Origin of the sequence: Streptomyces albidus (ex Kaewkla and Franco 2022), assembly GCF_013870515.1 — a bacterium.
In the GTDB taxonomy this organism is placed as follows: domain Bacteria; phylum Actinomycetota; class Actinomycetes; order Streptomycetales; family Streptomycetaceae; genus Streptomyces; species Streptomyces albidus.
Map to the genome: position 1 here is coordinate 1 of NZ_JACBXA010000140.1, position 15589 is coordinate 15589.

Below are 15589 nucleotides of genomic sequence, written 5' to 3' on the forward strand. Positions count from 1 at the left end.
AGAACGGACACTTCCATCGCAACCCTCACAGGCCACTCCGGGCGTTTCCCTCTCGGTGTCTCCGACTCTATCAGAGTTTATCCGACAGAAAATCGGGGGTGCTTCTCAGCGATATCCATGAACTGGATTCGCGTGTCGAAGCGAAGAAGATACCAACTGTTGCTGCCGAACTCGTCCAGCCCGGGGCAACTGCTCGAACCCACGGCCACGGAAGGCCGGTGTCAACCGGATTCCGGGGCGGCGAGAACAGTAGCAGGTTGCCTGGTGCGGACGCACATCACGCTGCGGTCGGCACCGGCGTGGGGCGGTCGTCGGGTGCGATGTCCCCCGTCTCCCCCGCCCGTACGGCACGACTTCCCAGGACGTACACGTAGGCCAGGAACAGGAGTTCGCTCACCACCCCGATCGTGACGCGTGCCCAAGTGGGGAGACCGGACGGCGTGACGAAGCCCTCGATGACACCGGAGACGAACAACACCGCGGCCAGTCCGATGGCCATCCCGATCGCGGCCCGGCCTTCAGCGGCAAGCGCGTCGCGGCGAGTTCGCGGCCCCGGGTCGATGACCGTCCACCCCAGTCGCAGACCCGTACCTGCCGCGACGAACACAGCGGTGAGTTCGAGGATCCCGTGCGGGAGGATCAGGCCGAGGAAGATGTCGAGCCGGCCCGCGGACTCCATCAGGCCGATTCCGATGCCGAGGTTGAGCATGTTCTGGAAGAGCACCCACAGCACGGGGATGCCGAGCAGAGCGCCGAACGCGAGGCAGACGGCGGCTGCTTGGGCGTTGTTCGTCCAGACCTGGGCCGCGAACGAGGTCGCCGGATGGTTCGAGTAGTACGCCTCGTACTGACCGCCTGGACGTGTCATCTCGCGGAGTTCGTCGGGGGCGGCGATCGCTGAGCGTACGTCCGGGTGCGTGCCGATCCACCAACCGATGAGGGCCGCGACGACGACCGAGAGCAGCGCGGTCGGGACCCACCAGTGGCGGCTGCGGTAGACGGCGGCCGGGAAGCCCGCGACGAAGAAGTGCGCGGCGTCCCGCCACGAGGCTTTGCGCGGGCCCGTCACCGCACTTCGCGCACGCGCGACCAGTGAGGTGAGGCTTCCCGCGAGCGCCGGATCGGGGGCGCTCGACTGGACCTGGGAGAGATGTGTGGCCGTGCGCTGGTACAGCACGACGAGCTCGTCGGCCTCCTGACCGGAGAGACGGCGCCGACGGCGCAGCAGGTCGTCCAGCCGGTCCCACTCCGCCCTGTGTGCGGAGACGAAGACATCCAGATCCATGGTGAGAGCTTGGCAGATCGCTCCGGCGGGGCGGCAGACTGTGCTGAGACGGGGACAGCTGAGGCAGGAGACACGGTGAACGAACTGGTGACAGGGGATGCCGTCGTACTCGGACTCCGGCATGCGCGCCTGCCGAGCCGGGCGCTGGCGGTGTTCATCGATCTGCTGCTCGCCTGGGCGGTCTATCTGCTGGTGGCCGTGGCGTTGCTGGCGGCGGTCTCCTCGCTGGACGCCGCTGCGCTGGCTGCGATCCAGGTTGCCCTGTTCCTGCTCGTGCTGGTGGGCGTGCCGATCGCGATCGAGACGCTGAGCCACGGCCGGTCGATCGGGAAGCTGATGTGCGGTCTGCGGGTGGTGCGGGAGGACGGCGGACCGATCCGCTTCCGGCACGCGCTGGTGCGTGGTGCGCTCGGTGTCATCGAGATCCAGCTCTTCTTCGGAGTCGTCGCCTGTGCTGCTTCGTTGATCTCCGCCCGGGGGCGGCGGCTCGGGGACGTGTTCGCAGGAACTCTGGTCGTACGGGAGAGGGTTCCCGTCGCAGCCGGGATGCCCGCACCGCCGCCGCCGGCCTGGCTGGCAGGCAGGTTCGGGGAGTTGGACCTTTCGCGCGTTCCCGGGGCTCTCTGGCTGGCCGTGCGCCAGTACCTCATGCGTGCCGGTCAGCTCGACGAGGCCGTGAGCCGGTCGATGGCGGAACGGCTTGCAGCGGACCTCGTGTCGTGTACGGGCGTTCCGGCACCGGATGGTGTGCCGCCGGCGGCGTATCTGGCGGGTGTGGTCGCCGAGCGGCAGGCGAGGGAGGCGCAACGGACCTTCGGCGTCCGGGGCGGTACCGCTCCGGGAGGCCTGCCCGCGCCGGTCGAAGCTCAGACCGCGGGGCAGGGCGGCGGGCCGTTGAGCGCTGCGCAGCATCCGTGGACGCCGGTCTGGACACCTGCTGCGGCCTCCGGCGGGCAGGGGGGCGGCGATGTCGCGGACGGGCGTGAGACGCCGATCACCGAAGAGAAGCGGAGCACGGGGTTCGTACCGCCGTCGTGAGCCGCGCTGCTCCCCCGTCCGAAGGGCGGTTCAACTGAACCTGGACGGTGGGGACTCCAGCTCCTCCAACTCGATCCCGGGGGCCGCGAGCACGACGTCCCCAGCGATGTGGACGGGGTGCTGCTCGCCTGTGTCGACCTCGCCGACCTGGTAGTTCTGGACGACCAGGGGCTCGTTGTCAGTGGCGTGTGATTCAGTCCCGATCAGTGCCCAGGACTGATCGAGCGTGCGGGGCGCGAGGACGGGGGGTGTGAGGGCGACGAGGCGGACGCGTGTGGCGGGGGCCCTGGAGGCGACGCGCAGCAGCCGTGAGGTCGCGATGAGGAACGCGGGGGATCCACCGGTGAAGGAGTGCGCAGCTACGTTGCCCTCCTGAGCGTGCTCGCCTGTCGGGTCCGTGCGGACCCAGGTGACGCCGTCCAGAGCGACGCCGCGAACCTGCCAGCTGGAGGCGTGGAGTTCGAGGCGGATCGGCCGGCCGAGCTCGTCGAGGGCCAGATCGACGGAGCCGGAATGGTCACCGGAAGGGGTGGTGATCTGCGAGACGTAGCGCCAGCCGGAGGGGCCTGTGGCGCATTGGAAGTGTTCCTGACCGAGGGGGGTGTGATCGTGCGGATCGTGGAGCGAATACCGGCCGCGTGGCATGGGCCGACTCTACGTGCGGTGGTGCGGCGGCATACCGAAGGCCCCCGCCACGGGGGCGGGGGCCTCGGAGTTCACCGGCGCCCGTCAACTGCTGGGAGTGACGGGCTTCGACTGCCGGTCAGTAGCGGTAGTGCTCCGGCTTGTACGGGCCCTCGACGGGGACACCGATGTAGTCGGCCTGGTCCTTGCGGAGCGTGGTGAGCCTCACTCCGAGCGCGTCCAGGTGGAGTCGGGCGACCTTCTCGTCGAGGTGCTTGGGCAGCACGTAGACGCCGGTCGGGTACGACTCGGGCTTGGTGAACAGCTCGATCTGGGCGATCGTCTGGTTCGCGAAGCTGTTGGACATCACGAACGACGGGTGGCCGGTCGCGTTGCCCAGGTTCAGCAGTCGCCCTTCGGACAGCACGATGAGCACCTTGCCGTCGGGGAAGGCCCAGGTGTGCACCTGCGGCTTGACCTCGTCACGGACGACACCGTCGATGGCGGCGAGACCCGCCATGTCGATCTCGTTGTCGAAGTGGCCGATGTTGCCCACGATCGCCTGGTGCTTCATCCGGGCCATGTCGGACGCCATGATGATGTCCTTGTTGCCCGTGGTGGTGATGAAGATGTCCGCCGTCTCCACCACGTCTTCCAGGGTCACCACCTGGTAGCCGTCCATGGCTGCCTGGAGTGCGCAGATCGGGTCGATCTCGGTGATCAGGACGCGTGCGCCCTGCCCACGCAGGGAGTCCGCGCAGCCCTTGCCGACGTCGCCGTAGCCGAAGACCACTGCGACCTTGCCGCCGATCAGGACGTCGGTGGCACGGTTGATCCCGTCGATCAACGAGTGCCGGCAGCCGTACTTGTTGTCGAACTTCGACTTGGTGACGGAGTCGTTGACGTTGATCGCCGGGAAGAGCAGCGAGTTGTCCTGCTGCATCTCGTACAGCCGGTGCACGCCGGTGGTGGTCTCTTCCGTCACACCGCGGATCTCGGACGCCAGCTGGGTCCACTTCTGCGGGCTCTCCCGCAGCGTGCGGTTCAGCAGCTCCAGGACCACCCGGTGCTCGTCGTTCTCCGCGGTGTCGGGAGAGGGGGCGACACCGGTCTTCTCGTACTCGACGCCCTTGTGGACGAGGAGCGTGGCGTCACCGCCGTCGTCGAGAATCATGTTGGGACCGCCGGTGGCGGCGCCGGGCCAGGTCAGGGCCTGCTCCGTGCACCACCAGTACTCCTCCAGGGTCTCGCCCTTCCAGGCGAAGACCGGAATACCCTGCGGGTTCTCCGGAGTGCCGTTCGGGCCGACCGCGACAGCCGCCGCGGCGTGGTCCTGGGTGGAGAAAATGTTGCAGGACGCCCAGCGGACCTCGGCGCCCAAGGCGGTCAAGGTCTCGATCAGAACGGCCGTTTGCACGGTCATGTGAAGAGACCCGGTGACACGGGCCCCTGTCAGAGGCTTGTCAGCGGTGTACTCCCTGCGGATCGCCATCAGGCCGGGCATCTCATGCTCGGCCAGGCTGATCTCCTTGCGGCCGAAGGCCGCAAGGGAAAGATCTGCGACCTTGAAGTCCTGGCCGTTGGAGGTCGTCGTCATGCGAGCTGCTCTCCTCGATGTCGAGGTCATGGCTGACTGGTCCGTGCTGCGGCGCTAGGGCTCTGTGTGCGGTGCGTGTCCGACGTACGCAGACTGCACATGGACACACTGATCCCTTGCTCGCAGCCCAGTCCGTCGGAGGCCCTCTCTCCCTCGGTGGCCCTCGGGGGCCAGCCGACCGCCATCAGCAGCGACGTCTGTGCTTCTACGAATCTACACCGCTCGTCCAGTCGAGCGGTTCGCTCACGTGCGAGCAAGGGCAGGCCTGCTCGGTTTTCGGCCGCACACTGCACGCAGTTGTGCCGATGCCCAGGAGCGCCCGCTCCCACACATCGGCACACAACTGCCCTACCAGGACGAGTCCGGCGCATCGGTCCTCGGCTGTTCGCCCGCGCCGGTGCTCGAGTACGCGCCCCTACCGCCTACTTCTCGGAGTCGGAGCCTTCCGGCCGGTAGATGTCGGGCTCCAGATAAATCGCCCGCGCGATCGGGACGGACGCCCGGATTCGGCCCTCCGCCGCGTCGATCGCCCGCGCGACCTCGCCTGCCGTGTCGTCGTGCTGCACTGCGATCTTCGCGGCGATCAGCAGCTCCTCCGGACCGAGGTGGAGGGTGCGCATGTGGATGATCCTTGTCACTGTTTCGCCGTCGACGATGGCGGCCCGGATCTTCTCCCGCTCGTCGGGGTCCGCGGACTCGCCCAGCAGAAGCGACTTGGTCTCGGCCGCCAGGACGATGGCGATCACGACGAGCAGCGCGCCGATGCACAGGGTTCCGATGCCGTCCCAGATGCCGTCGCCGGTGATGATGGCGATGCCGACACCGAAGAGCGCGAGGAACAGACCGACCAGCGCGCCCAGGTCCTCAAGCAGGACGATGGGCAGCTCCGGCGCCTTGGCCCGGCGTACGAACTGGCTCCAACTCAGCGATCCGCGAACCTCGTTGGACTCCTTGATCGCCGTGCGGAAGGAGAGCGTCTCGGCGATGATCGCGAAGACCAGCACGCCCACCGGCCAGTACCAGACGTCGATCTCGTGGGGGTGCTTGATCTTCTCGTAGCCCTCGTACAGAGCGAAGACGCCGCCGACGGTGAAGAGCACGATCGAGACGAGGAAGCCGTAGATGTAACGCTCGCGCCCGTACCCGAAGGGGTGCTCCTCGTTGGCGTTCTTCTTGGCCTTCTTGCCGCCGAGCAGCAGAAGGGCCTGGTTGCCCGAGTCGGCGAGCGAGTGCACGCTCTCCGCGAGCATCGAGGACGAGCCGCTGAAGGCGAAGGCGACGAACTTCCCCACGGCGATGGCCAGGTTCGCCCCCAGCGCCGCGATGATCGCCTTCGAACCGCCTGATGCACTCATACGAGTCGCTTGTCCCTCTCTCGGTGTTGAACGGGATGCACGTGGTGCCCATGTTCCCGGAGACTCGAGCTTCTCCCCCTCGGAACAGCCTGGACCGACCGTCCCGTCAGACGGTCACCGTGGCGCGAAAGAGCGTACCGTCACCGCTCGCGCCGACCTGCTCCCCGGCCCGCACGTACGCGGACTGGCCCTGTTCCAGGGTCAGTTCAGCGGTGGAGGGCCCTGTTCCCGTGGCCGTCGCTCCAGCCCGGCGCTCGTTCCGTCGTTCGTCCCCGCGCTCGTCCAGGCTCTCGTCCCGCAGCACCACGGTGCCGGCGGTGCACAGGAGGATCTGCGGCGTACGGGCGTCGAGCCGGCAGGCCGCACTCCCCGGATCCAGCACATGACGGGAGAGACGGAACTCGTCGACGGGGACCTCGTAGTGCTCCTCGCCGTCCGGTCCGGCCTCCGGGCGCAGCACGGCGGGCTCGCCCGGTTCGAAGCGGACGACGCGGAGCAGCTCCGGGACGTCCACGTGCTTCGGGGTCAGCCCGCAGCGCAGCACGTTGTCGGAGTTGGCCATGATCTCGACCCCGAGACCGTCGAGGTAGGCGTGCGGCACTCCGGCACCGAGGTAGAGCGCTTCGCCGGGCTGAAGGCGTACATGGTTGAGCAGCATCGCGGCGATGACTCCGGGGTCGCCCGGGTAGTGGCGGGCGATGGAGGTGTAGGCGGCGTACGACTGGGCGTGCGGGCCTGCTCCGGCGAGAGCTGCCGCCGCGTCGGCGGCCTCGGCGACCGTGCCCGCGATCTCGTCCCTGTCCGCGGTGAGTACGGCGGTCAGCACCTCGCGCAGCGCCTCGCCCTCCGGGGCGGCCCGCAGAACGTCCACGTACGGCTTCAACCCGTCCACGTCCAGCGCGGACAGCAGATCGGCCGCCTCCGCCGCGCTCCTGAAGCCGCACAGCCCGTCGAACGGCGTGAGCGCGCAGATCAGTTCGGGCTTGTGGTTGGGGTCCTTGTAGTTGCGGCCGGCCGCCTGGAGGGGGACGCCGCGCGCCTCCTCGTCGGCGAAGCCCTGGCGCGCCTGATCGAGGTCCGGGTGCACCTGGAGTGAGAGGGGCGACGCCGCGGCCAGCAGCTTCAGCAGGAACGGCAGGCGCGGCCCGAAGGCACGCACCGCTTCGGGGCCCAACTCCCCTTCCGGATCAGCCGAGATGACGTCCGGCAGCAGGAGTGCACCTGCGCCGCGTTCGACGCTCGACGGGGCGCCGGGATGGGCGCCCATCCACATCTCGGCCTGCGGCTCACCGGTGGGCGGCGTGCCGAGCAGGTCGGGGATGGCGGTGGTGGAGCCCCATGCGTAGGGCCTGACGGTATTGGTGAGGCGGTCCATGCGGTGGCGCTTCGCTTCCTTCCGGCGGTCAGGACCATGATGGGGCGCCGGCGGCCAGCGCCAGGTAAACGGCGGTGAAATCGGCGGTGGCGATCAGTTCGGCCGCGGCTTCCAGCGGGCTGCTGCCCTCGGCGGGTTCGAGTTCGCTGATGGGGACGTCCTGCGCGTACGCGAGGTCCCGTACGGCGACGACGGCGGAGCCTTCGTAGGGGCCCTGGTCACGCAGCAGGAGGATCCGTGCGCGCAGCGATTCGGCGTCCTCGACTCGGTCGCGGAAGAAGTCGTCCGCGTCGGACGCGGCGGCGAACGCACCGGAGAGAAGTGCACTGTGCGCGCTCATCGCCTCCGGCAGTTCGGCGGCGAGCGCCGGGGCGCCGGGGACGGCTGCGAAGGTGCCCGCCGCGCGCCGCGCCACTGCGGCCGCGACGGCGCCCTCGCTCCACAACAGCGGCAGTGCGCCGGAGAGTTCGGTCGCCAGTGACTTGGCGGGGTTGCTGTAGGTGGCGATGGCAGGACCGCACCGCTCCGCCACGTGATCGAGGCGGTCGGCCAGAGCCTGAACGGCCGAGGGCTCCGCCGGGAACAGGCCGAGACGGTCGGAGAGCACGAGGAGCGGCGTCAGTATCGACCAGAGAATGTCGGGTGCGGCTGCTGACGCTGCCGCGGCCCGCTGCTGGTCGGCCTGCCCGGAATTTCCGGCCCCCTGTCCGGCGGCATCGGTCTGCCGGTAGGCCTCGTCCGATGCGCCGAGCGGACCCCTGCCCAGGGGGACAGCCAGGCCATGCGTCTCGGCGGTGAGCTCTGCCGCGGGGGATGCGGCCGGGGAGACCGTGACGACCGTGCAGCCGCGCCGGTACGCCTGCTCGATCAGGACGGTCAGGCCGCCCTCGTCGCCGTCCGGAGTGATGACGAGCAGCAGGTCGAGGGGGCCGGCCCAGCCGGGAAGCGCCCATCGCAGAGCCCGGGGCGCTGCGAGCGGGCCGGACGGCCGGAGAAGGGTGACCGGAACACCGCCGTTGCACATCGCACCGAGAAGTCCGGCGGCGCAGGCGGTCGCAGGGCCTGGGCCCGCGACGAGTACGGCACGCGGGCGCCCGTCGGGACGCAGTTCGGTCAGCCCGGCCTCGCCGGCCAGGAGCACTGCCGTGCGCACGTGGGCGCCGGATTCCGCGGCACCGCGCAGCAGTCCCTGGGAGTCCGCGCGGGCGAGGGCCTCAGGAGAGTCGAGGAGTGACTCGTCGAGCATCTTCCGGAGCCTCCGATCGGCCGCGGGACGAAGGGCCGCCCGCACCGGGTGTGTGATTGGGGTTGTGCTGCCCGCCGAGGGTCAGGCCGGGCGCCGCGCCTCGTCCACGAGAAGGACGGGAATGCCGTCACGGACCGGGTAGGCGAGACCGCACTCCGTGCTGCCTGTGCACACCAGCTCTTCTGCCTCCTCGCGGAGCGGCGAGTGGCACGCCGGGCAGGCGAGGATCTCCAGGAGACCGGCTTCGAGCGACATGGTGACCCTTTCGGAGGCAGGCACGACTGCTGGCCAGGGTACCGCCGGGGGCCGGGCGCCTGTCGTGCGGCCGTCACCTCGCGGGGACGGTCCCGACCGCAGTGACGACGCGCATGCGCGAGCGGGTGCGGCCGCTCGACGGCCGCACCCGCTCGTGAGAAGAAGGGGCTTCAGCCGCGCACGATCGCGAGGACCTCGTCCCGCACTGTGGAGACCGTCCCGGCGTCGCGTGCCTCGACGTTCAGCCGGAGCAGCGGTTCGGTGTTGGAGGCCCGCAGGTTGAACCACCAGTCGGCGGCGGTGACGGTCAGCCCGTCCAGCTCGTCGATCTCTACGCCGTCGCGGCCCTGGTAGGCGTCCTTGACCGCCGCCGCGCGGCCGGTCTGGTCCTCGACGGTGCTGTTGATCTCGCCGGAGGCGGCGTACCGGTTGTACTGCTGGACGAGGCCCGAGAGCGGGCCCTGCTGCTCACCGAGGGCGGCGAGTACGTGGAGCGCGGCGAGCATGCCCGTGTCCGCGTTCCAGAAGTCGCGGAAGTAGTAGTGCGCGGAGTGCTCGCCGCCGAAGATCGCGCCCGTACGGGCCATTTCGGTCTTGATGAAGGAGTGGCCCACACGCGTACGCACGGGTGTGCCGCCGTTCTCCCGTACGACCTCGGGGACGGACCACGACGTGATCAGGTTGTGGATCACCGTGGATCCGGGCGACTTGGCGAGTTCGCGCGCGGCGACGAGCGCGGTGATCGCGGACGGCGGAACCGGGTCGCCCTTCTCGTCGACCACGAAGCACCGGTCGGCGTCACCGTCGAAGGCCAGCCCGATGTCGGCGCCTGTCTCACGGACGCGCAGCTGCAGGTCGACGATGTTCTTCGGATCGAGCGGATTCGCCTCGTGGTTGGGGAACGTGCCGTCGAGCTCGAAGTACATCGGGTCGAGCTCGAGAGGCAGCCCTTCGAAGACGGTCGGGACGGTGTGGCCGCCCATTCCGTTCCCCGCGTCCACGACGACCTTCAACGGCCGGATGCCGGTGAGGTCGACGAGTGTGCGCAGGTGCATCGCGTAGTCGGAGAGCACGTCGTGCCGGGTGATCGTGCCGGTGTGCGCGTCCGGCTCCCGCGCGGGGAGGCCTGATTCGGACCAGCGCTCGACGAGGGCGCGGACGTCGGCGAGCCCGCTGTCCTGGCCGACGGGCGCTGCGCCGGCGCGGCACATCTTGATGCCGTTGTATCGCGCGGGGTTGTGGCTGGCGGTGAACATCGCACCGGGGAGGTCGAGTTGGCCGCTCGCGAAGTAGAGCTGGTCGGTCGAGCACAGCCCGATCTCCGTGACGTCCGCGCCCTGTTGTGCCGCGCCCCCGCCGAACGCACGGGACAGGCCGGGCGATGAGGGCCGCATGTCGTGCCCGACCACGATCGCGGACGCCTCGGTGACGCGTACGAACGCGGCCCCGAAGAGTTCGGCGAGCGGCTCGTCCCATTGATCGGGTACGACACCGCGCACGTCGTACGCCTTAACGATCTCCGACAGATCAGCCACGGACCAGCCCTCTCCTGGATCACTTTCAGGGTTCTCGACAGCTCACTGAGCGGCCAAATCTACCTGCTGGGAGCCTCAACACCCGGCGCCACCAGGGGCTGTAGGGATGAACCGCACCGGAAGGCGGCATGAACCGCGGCGGGCGGAAAGGACCGTCGTCGTGAACCGCGGTGAATCAGCGTCGTGAACCGTCGTCGTGAAGCAGCGCCCGTGAAGGGCCTGTTGGACTACTGCTCGGGCGACCTGAGGACGCGGAGGTGACCGCGGCGGGCGACCTCCATCGGGTCGGAGTCGCGGCCGTTCGGGCCGCCGACGGCGTCGGAGGGGACCGCGGCCGAAGGGTCGCGGCGCGGCGTACGGGCCGCCTCCCGCACGGCGTTGGCGAGAGCCTCGAGATCGTCACCGCTCGGCCGCGCGGGGCCGGTGTCCAGAGCGAGCCGCACGACTTCCCATCCGCGAGGTGCCGTGAGCCGCTCGGAATGCTCCGAACACAGGTCGTAGCAGTGCGGTTCGGCGTATGTGGCGAGCGGCCCGAGAACGGCGGTGGAGTCCGCGTAGACGTACGTGAGCGTCGCGACGGCGGGACGGCCGCATGCGGTGCGCGAACAGCGACGTACAGGGCTCACGACGTTGGACCGTACCGCACTCTTGAGCGGCCTGCGACGACTCTCTTCGACGTCACTCCGTCGTGTCGTCCTGATACGCCGGAAACATCTGATCTGCGAGAAAGCGGAGCCGCCGGTGCGCGTAGGGCCCGGGAAATCCGCTCAACACCCGTCAAGCGATCGGGAGTCGGTCCGAACCGGCTTTCGGGAGCGAGATCAACGATCGCAACACGTACAGGAAACGAGCCGAAACGTGACGGGGACGATCATCCTGGGACACGACCGAGAAAGTCCTGATGCGGACTTTCTCACGACCGTACGGAAGCTAGGCTCAGGTCAATGAACAGCCCTGTTCCGCCTCGTCAGCCGGACCACGCCGACGAACCCGATCACGACGAGCCCCGACCACACCGGCGCGACCGTCACGGCCGCGGCATGCGCGGCCCGGTCGCACCTCCACAAGTGCCTCTCGCCGTCAGCCGCTCGGAGTCCTTCGACGACTTGGTGCGTGACTCGGTCAGCAGGCTGGAGAGGCGCTGGCCGCAGCTGACCGGTGTCGAGTTCGCGGTGCAGGAAGTGCCCCGTACGGACAACGGCGAGCTGGACGAGAACGCCGAAGTCGTGCCGTTGGGGCGGGTGGCGGAGTCCAAGGGCGACCGGCCCGACCGGATCGTCGTCTACCGGCGTCCGGTCGAGATCCGTACGCGCAGCCGCGACGAGCGGGCGCTGCTCGTCCACGAGGTCGTCGTGGAACAGGTGGCCGAACTGCTGGGGCTCGCCCCGGAGTCGGTCGACCCGAGGTACGGGCAGGACTAGGGGGTGTCCGACGCGGGGGCGGGGCCGGGCGGCACGCCGTGGCATCCGAACGCGTCGCCCCTGCCGGGTTGTTGAGCCCACAAGGACCACGCGTCGCATTTCACAGTCAGACGTTCACGGAACGTGGCGTTGCGACTCCATGCAGCTTTCCCCCGTATATTCCTTGACGCGTATATACGTGAAGTGGCATATTGGGATCCGTGATGGATTCCACGTGGTCGGCACTGGCGGATCCCCACCGGCGGGCGATGCTCGACGTGTTGCGCGAACGCGCGTGCGCAGTGGGCGAACTGGTCGAGGAGTTGGGCTTCACGCAGCCGACGACGTCCAAGCACCTGCGGGTCCTGCGCAAGGCAGGGCTGGTCCGGGTGCGCACCGAGGCCCAGCGCCGCATCTATTCGATCAACGCCGAGCAGATGGCCGAACTCGACGCGTGGCTCGCCCCGTTCCGCCAGTTGTGGAACGAGCGACTCGACGCACTCGGCCACCACCTCGACAAGGACGAGCACAGCCACAGCCGCAAGCAGACGGACGAGGACTGAGAACAGGGACGAGTCCGAGGACGGGAGCAACTCATGGACCGCGGAAGCTACTTCCAGCACGACGGCCGCCCTGCAGTGCGGTTCGAGCGCACCTACCCGCACCCGATCGAACGGCTGTGGGCGGCGGTCACCGAGAGCGAGGAGCTGGCGCACTGGTTCCCCAGCGCCGTGCGCATCGAGCCGCGCGCGGGCGGGACAATCGAGTTCTCCGGCGATCCCAACCTCGAGCCGAGCTCCGGAACCGTCCTGGCCTTCGAACCTCCGCGCCGCTTCGCCTTCACCTGGGGCGGCGACGAACTGCACTTCGAGCTGGAACCCGCCGGAGAGGGCAGCTGCACGCTCACCCTGATCAACGTGCTGGAGTCCCAGGACACCGCCGCCCGCAACGCAGCCGGCTGGACCGTCTGCCTAGCCGAGTTCGACAAGCACGTCTCGGGTGAGACGGCCGTGGGCCCGCACGGCGACTCCGCGGAGCCGTGGCGCCCCCTCTACGAGGAGTACGTCGCGCAGGGCATGCCCTCGGGTGCCCCGATCCCGGGCGCCCCGGAAGACGGCAGTTGATCACAGGGCTGCCGGCCGCGCGGAGCGGTCGGCAGCCGCCGCTCAGTTCCCGTTCGTCAGTACGGACAGATCCTGGCCGGACTCGGGGACGGACACCGTGCCCCGGTCGTCGGGCAACGTCTGCACCGTGAACGCGGGCACGCCGTCGTCCTTGCGTTCCATCATGCGCGAGGCGTAGAGCGGTCCTCCGGAGAGCCGCTCGACCGTCACGGCGTAGGTGCCCTTGCCGCCCTTCGGGCGCGGCGGGACAAGGGACTTGGTGGTCTTCCCCTTGACCTTGTAGGTCTGGCTCACGGGGCTGCCTCCGCCGCTGCCGGGGGACGCCGTCACACGGACCGACACCGATTTCCCGGTGGCGGTGAGCGACAGGCTGGAGCCCTTCTCACGGTTGTCGGCGGCGGTGGCGCGCTCCACGAGAGGTGCGGTGCCGGGAATGAACGCCGTCTCCTGCTTCTTCCCCTTGCCTCGCGTGACGCGGAGTGCAGCAACCACCGGAGTGGCCTCGCTCCCGCCCTCCGACGGCGTCAGGACGAGGGAGCCGGCCTCCCCCTTGGTGAGGTCCCTCAGGTCGACGGCCTTGACCATGCCGCCCCGTACGTGCAGCGTCTCGGCGCCGGCAGGGGCGATCTGCCCGGACGGCGTGGCCAGCCGCACCTTGAGGTCCGCGTCGTTCTCACCCACGGCGAGGACGACGAGCCGTACGCCCGTGGCGTCGCCGGGGATGCCGGGCAGCACGGCGCTCGGGTTCGGATCGGCGACGGCCGACACCCAGTCACCGCCGAGCTTTTCATCGACCGCCTGCACCTGCGCACCGACCCGGCCGGCGCGGGCGACGACGTGGACGCCCACGTTGATGAGCGGTTCCGCGGTCAGGGTCGACAGCAGCACGGGCACCGTGGAGCGGGGCGGAACGGTGATCCCCTCGCCGGCCTCGGAGCTCTCCCGGCCCTTCTTGCTGTAGAGGTCGAGGTCGACGACGGCGCTCGTGTCGTCGGGGTTCGTCAGGTGGACGTAGTCCTGCCGGTCCTCGGCGGTGCTCGCACCCGGGAACCAGAAGTCGGTGTCCGGCACCGAGCAGGCTGTGCCCTGGAGGCCGCGGCCTGCCCCGACGGCGACGCTCGTCGTCTGCTGAACCGTCCAGCCGGGTGCCAGCCGACCGTCGGCGGACCCGAAGAAGGCGGGTGCGGACGAGTCCTTCTTCGCCGTCACGGGCTTGCCCGGCGCCTTCAGCGGCACGAGCGGCTGGGCGTCGGCGCCCGGCTTGTCGTCGGCCCGGGTCTCCTGCTCGTCCTTCTTCTTGCTCTTCTTCCCCTTGTCGCCCTTCTTGGGCTTCTCTTCCTTCTTCTCCTCGGAGCCGCCGGGTGTGCCGTCGGCGTCCGTCTTCTCGGCGGGATACAGCTCGGCACTGCCCTTGCCCTCGCCTCCCTTGGGAGAGAAGGCCGTGTACTCCGTCTGCGCCACGTCGGACAGGCTGGGCTGGGGACAGACCAGGGTGGAACGCTCGACAGGCTTGCGGCCCGCCGCGGAGGCCGGTCCGGTGTCCTCGTCGCCGGGCGCGGCCACAGCGGCGACACCGGTCAGCGCGGCGAGTGCGGTGACCGCGCCGATGAGGGTCGTGGTGGTCCGGTTCACTGCTGATCGCTCCTGTTGGGGTACCGCGGGTCGTAGCCGTACGGGTCGGCCGAACCGGCGTACTCGTCGTGCTCCTGCGTCCCGTACGGGTCGGCGTGACCCTGGCCGTAGGGCTCGTCGAGCCGCTCGCCGAACTGCTGGTCCGAGTAGTACTGCTGAGGCGCCTGCCGCGGTTCGTACTGCGGCTCACCGTAGGGCTGCCCGTAGTCCGTGCCGTACTGGAAGCCGCTGTCGTCCTGCACCCCGTACCGGCTGTCGAAATCGGCGCGGTACTCGTCCTGTGACGGCGCCTCCGTGGGCTGCTCCGGGATCGCGGCGGCGGGATCGGCGCCCGGCGCTGCCTCGGCGGCGTCGTTCGCCGCCCGCAGCCTGCGGGCCCGGCGGCCCTCACCCTCGACGGGCTGTGCCGGCACGGTCACCTCCTCCGGGAGGTCGTCGTCGACCTCCCGGCGTCGGCCGGGCAGGGCCAGGACGACGGCCACGACGGCAAGGAAGCCCTGAAGCCAGATCCAGACGGTGTGCGCCGCACCCGTCTCGTACGTCAGCTGCAACCGGCCCCCGTCTGCGGGGAGTTGGAAGCCCTGGGCCCATCCGTCGACGGTGACCGGGTCGAGCTGGGCACCGTCGAGAGTCGCATGCCAGCCGGGGTCGGCGGCGTCGGCGACCCGCAGCACCCGGCCGGCAGGACCCGGCTTGATCTCCGTCGCGGCCTCGACCGGACCGGCGGCGACGGGAACGGGAGCAGTCTTCTTTCCGGCCGCGCCCTTGTCCGACGCACCGGACACCACGCTGATGCGGGAGACCTGCCGGTCCACCCGCCACAGGGCGCTGCCGTCCTCCTGGCTCAGCCGCGTCAGACCCGGCGTCGAGTCCAGCACCCGGCTCATCTGCCGGGGTGCTCCGTCCCGTACGAGCACGTAGCGGACCGCGTAGCCGCCGAGCTGAGTCGTCTGGTCGGCGCCGGAGCCCGCGACGAGGTTGGCGACCACGCGTTCGAGCCGCGCGTCGTCACCCCCTGCCGCAGCGAGATCGGCGTCGCCGAGCCTGGCTCCGGAGCCGCGCACGATCGAGTACGAGACGTCCGAGGGGGTGGCGGACGCGCCCTCGGCGCTGCCGGACAGCA

14 protein-coding genes and 1 pseudogene are annotated in these 15589 nt (G+C 69.7%); 4 read left to right on the forward strand and 11 right to left on the reverse strand.

What is annotated here, in order from left to right; genetic code table 11:
* Nucleotides 1-277: 277 nt before the first annotated feature.
* Complete coding sequence (locus tag H5J26_RS19580) at nt 278-1285, reverse strand: stage II sporulation protein M (RefSeq protein WP_181767207.1); 1008 nt, start codon at nt 1283-1285, stop codon at nt 278-280.
* Nucleotides 1286-1360: 75 nt separating this feature from the next.
* On the opposite strand from H5J26_RS19580, the gene H5J26_RS19585 reads away from it, so the two are divergent.
* Entirely contained in the window at nt 1361-2323 is a 963-nt protein-coding gene (locus tag H5J26_RS19585) for an RDD family protein (protein ID WP_181767208.1), read from the forward strand.
* A 30-nt stretch (nt 2324-2353) separates the two neighbouring features.
* Here the strand turns inward: H5J26_RS19585 and H5J26_RS19590 are convergent, their stop codons facing one another.
* From H5J26_RS19590 to H5J26_RS19625, 8 genes are all read right to left on the reverse strand, one after another.
* Nucleotides 2354-2968: a hypothetical protein gene (locus H5J26_RS19590; protein WP_181767209.1), complete on the reverse strand. Its 615-nt coding sequence runs from the start codon at nt 2966-2968 to the stop codon at nt 2354-2356.
* Nucleotides 2969-3086: 118 nt separating this feature from the next.
* Entirely contained in the window at nt 3087-4544 is a 1458-nt protein-coding gene (ahcY, locus tag H5J26_RS19595) for an adenosylhomocysteinase (RefSeq protein ID WP_181767210.1), read from the reverse strand.
* A gap of 422 nt (nt 4545-4966) precedes the next feature.
* Nucleotides 4967-5899: a cation diffusion facilitator family transporter gene (locus H5J26_RS19600; protein WP_181767211.1), complete on the reverse strand. Its 933-nt coding sequence runs from the start codon at nt 5897-5899 to the stop codon at nt 4967-4969.
* A gap of 106 nt (nt 5900-6005) precedes the next feature.
* Nucleotides 6006-7274, reverse strand: coding sequence for a mannose-6-phosphate isomerase, class I (gene manA, locus H5J26_RS19605; protein WP_181767212.1), 1269 nt, complete (start codon nt 7272-7274; stop codon nt 6006-6008).
* Between the two features lie 28 nt (nt 7275-7302).
* Nucleotides 7303-8520 (reverse strand): SIS domain-containing protein, encoded by a 1218-nt coding sequence (locus tag H5J26_RS19610; RefSeq protein WP_181767213.1) that lies wholly within the window; start codon nt 8518-8520, stop codon nt 7303-7305.
* Nucleotides 8521-8601: 81 nt separating this feature from the next.
* A complete protein-coding gene (locus H5J26_RS19615; protein WP_181767218.1) occupies nt 8602-8775 on the reverse strand; it encodes a Trm112 family protein in 174 nt (57 codons plus the stop codon).
* Between the two features lie 170 nt (nt 8776-8945).
* On the reverse strand, nt 8946-10310 hold the full coding sequence (locus H5J26_RS19620) for a phosphomannomutase/phosphoglucomutase (protein ID WP_181767214.1): 1365 nt from the start codon (nt 10308-10310) through the stop codon (nt 8946-8948).
* A 227-nt stretch (nt 10311-10537) separates the two neighbouring features.
* Complete coding sequence (locus tag H5J26_RS19625; RefSeq protein WP_309237983.1) at nt 10538-10936, reverse strand: DUF3499 domain-containing protein; 399 nt, start codon at nt 10934-10936, stop codon at nt 10538-10540.
* Nucleotides 10937-11254: 318 nt separating this feature from the next.
* Here H5J26_RS19625 and H5J26_RS19630 point away from each other — a divergent pair, with 318 nt between their 5' ends.
* The 3 genes from H5J26_RS19630 (at nt 11255) to H5J26_RS19640 (ending at nt 12834) form a co-directional block, all read left to right on the forward strand.
* The gene (locus H5J26_RS19630) at nt 11255-11731 is read left to right on the forward strand and encodes a metallopeptidase family protein (protein ID WP_181767215.1); all 477 of its coding nucleotides are present in this window, start codon (nt 11255-11257) and stop codon (nt 11729-11731) included.
* A 203-nt stretch (nt 11732-11934) separates the two neighbouring features.
* The gene (locus H5J26_RS19635; protein WP_181767220.1) at nt 11935-12273 is read left to right on the forward strand and encodes an ArsR/SmtB family transcription factor; all 339 of its coding nucleotides are present in this window, start codon (nt 11935-11937) and stop codon (nt 12271-12273) included.
* 33 nt (nt 12274-12306) lie between these two features.
* Nucleotides 12307-12834 carry an SRPBCC family protein gene (locus H5J26_RS19640; RefSeq protein WP_181767216.1) on the forward strand — a complete coding sequence of 176 codons (528 nt, stop codon included), beginning with the start codon at nt 12307-12309 and terminating at the stop codon, nt 12832-12834.
* Between the two features lie 42 nt (nt 12835-12876).
* On the opposite strand, the gene H5J26_RS19645 is transcribed toward H5J26_RS19640, so the two are convergent.
* Nucleotides 12877-14466 (reverse strand): DUF5719 family protein, encoded by a 1590-nt coding sequence (locus tag H5J26_RS19645; protein WP_181767217.1) that lies wholly within the window; start codon nt 14464-14466, stop codon nt 12877-12879.
* A pseudogene (locus tag H5J26_RS19650) lies at nt 14463-15589 on the reverse strand (family 2 glycosyl transferase); the annotation flags it as partial. The pseudogene H5J26_RS19650 and the gene H5J26_RS19645, both read right to left, overlap by 4 nt.

What these genes read in the sequence shown, in the direction of transcription:
- H5J26_RS19580 (WP_181767207.1), bottom strand. Translation starts at nt 1,285, where the DNA reads ATGGATCTGGATGTCTTCGTCTCCGCACACAGGGCGGAGTGGGACCGG.
- H5J26_RS19590 (WP_181767209.1), bottom strand. Translation starts at nt 2,968, where the DNA reads ATGCCACGCGGCCGGTATTCGCTCCACGATCCGCACGATCACACCCCC.
- ahcY (WP_181767210.1), bottom strand. Translation starts at nt 4,544, where the DNA reads ATGACGACGACCTCCAACGGCCAGGACTTCAAGGTCGCAGATCTTTCC.
- H5J26_RS19600 (WP_181767211.1), bottom strand. Translation starts at nt 5,899, where the DNA reads ATGAGTGCATCAGGCGGTTCGAAGGCGATCATCGCGGCGCTGGGGGCG.
- manA (WP_181767212.1), bottom strand. Translation starts at nt 7,274, where the DNA reads ATGGACCGCCTCACCAATACCGTCAGGCCCTACGCATGGGGCTCCACC.
- H5J26_RS19610 (WP_181767213.1), bottom strand. Translation starts at nt 8,520, where the DNA reads ATGCTCGACGAGTCACTCCTCGACTCTCCTGAGGCCCTCGCCCGCGCG.
- H5J26_RS19615 (WP_181767218.1), bottom strand. Translation starts at nt 8,775, where the DNA reads ATGTCGCTCGAAGCCGGTCTCCTGGAGATCCTCGCCTGCCCGGCGTGC.
- H5J26_RS19630 (WP_181767215.1), top strand. Translation starts at nt 11,255, where the DNA reads ATGAACAGCCCTGTTCCGCCTCGTCAGCCGGACCACGCCGACGAACCC.
- H5J26_RS19635 (WP_181767220.1), top strand. Translation starts at nt 11,935, where the DNA reads ATGGATTCCACGTGGTCGGCACTGGCGGATCCCCACCGGCGGGCGATG.
- H5J26_RS19640 (WP_181767216.1), top strand. Translation starts at nt 12,307, where the DNA reads ATGGACCGCGGAAGCTACTTCCAGCACGACGGCCGCCCTGCAGTGCGG.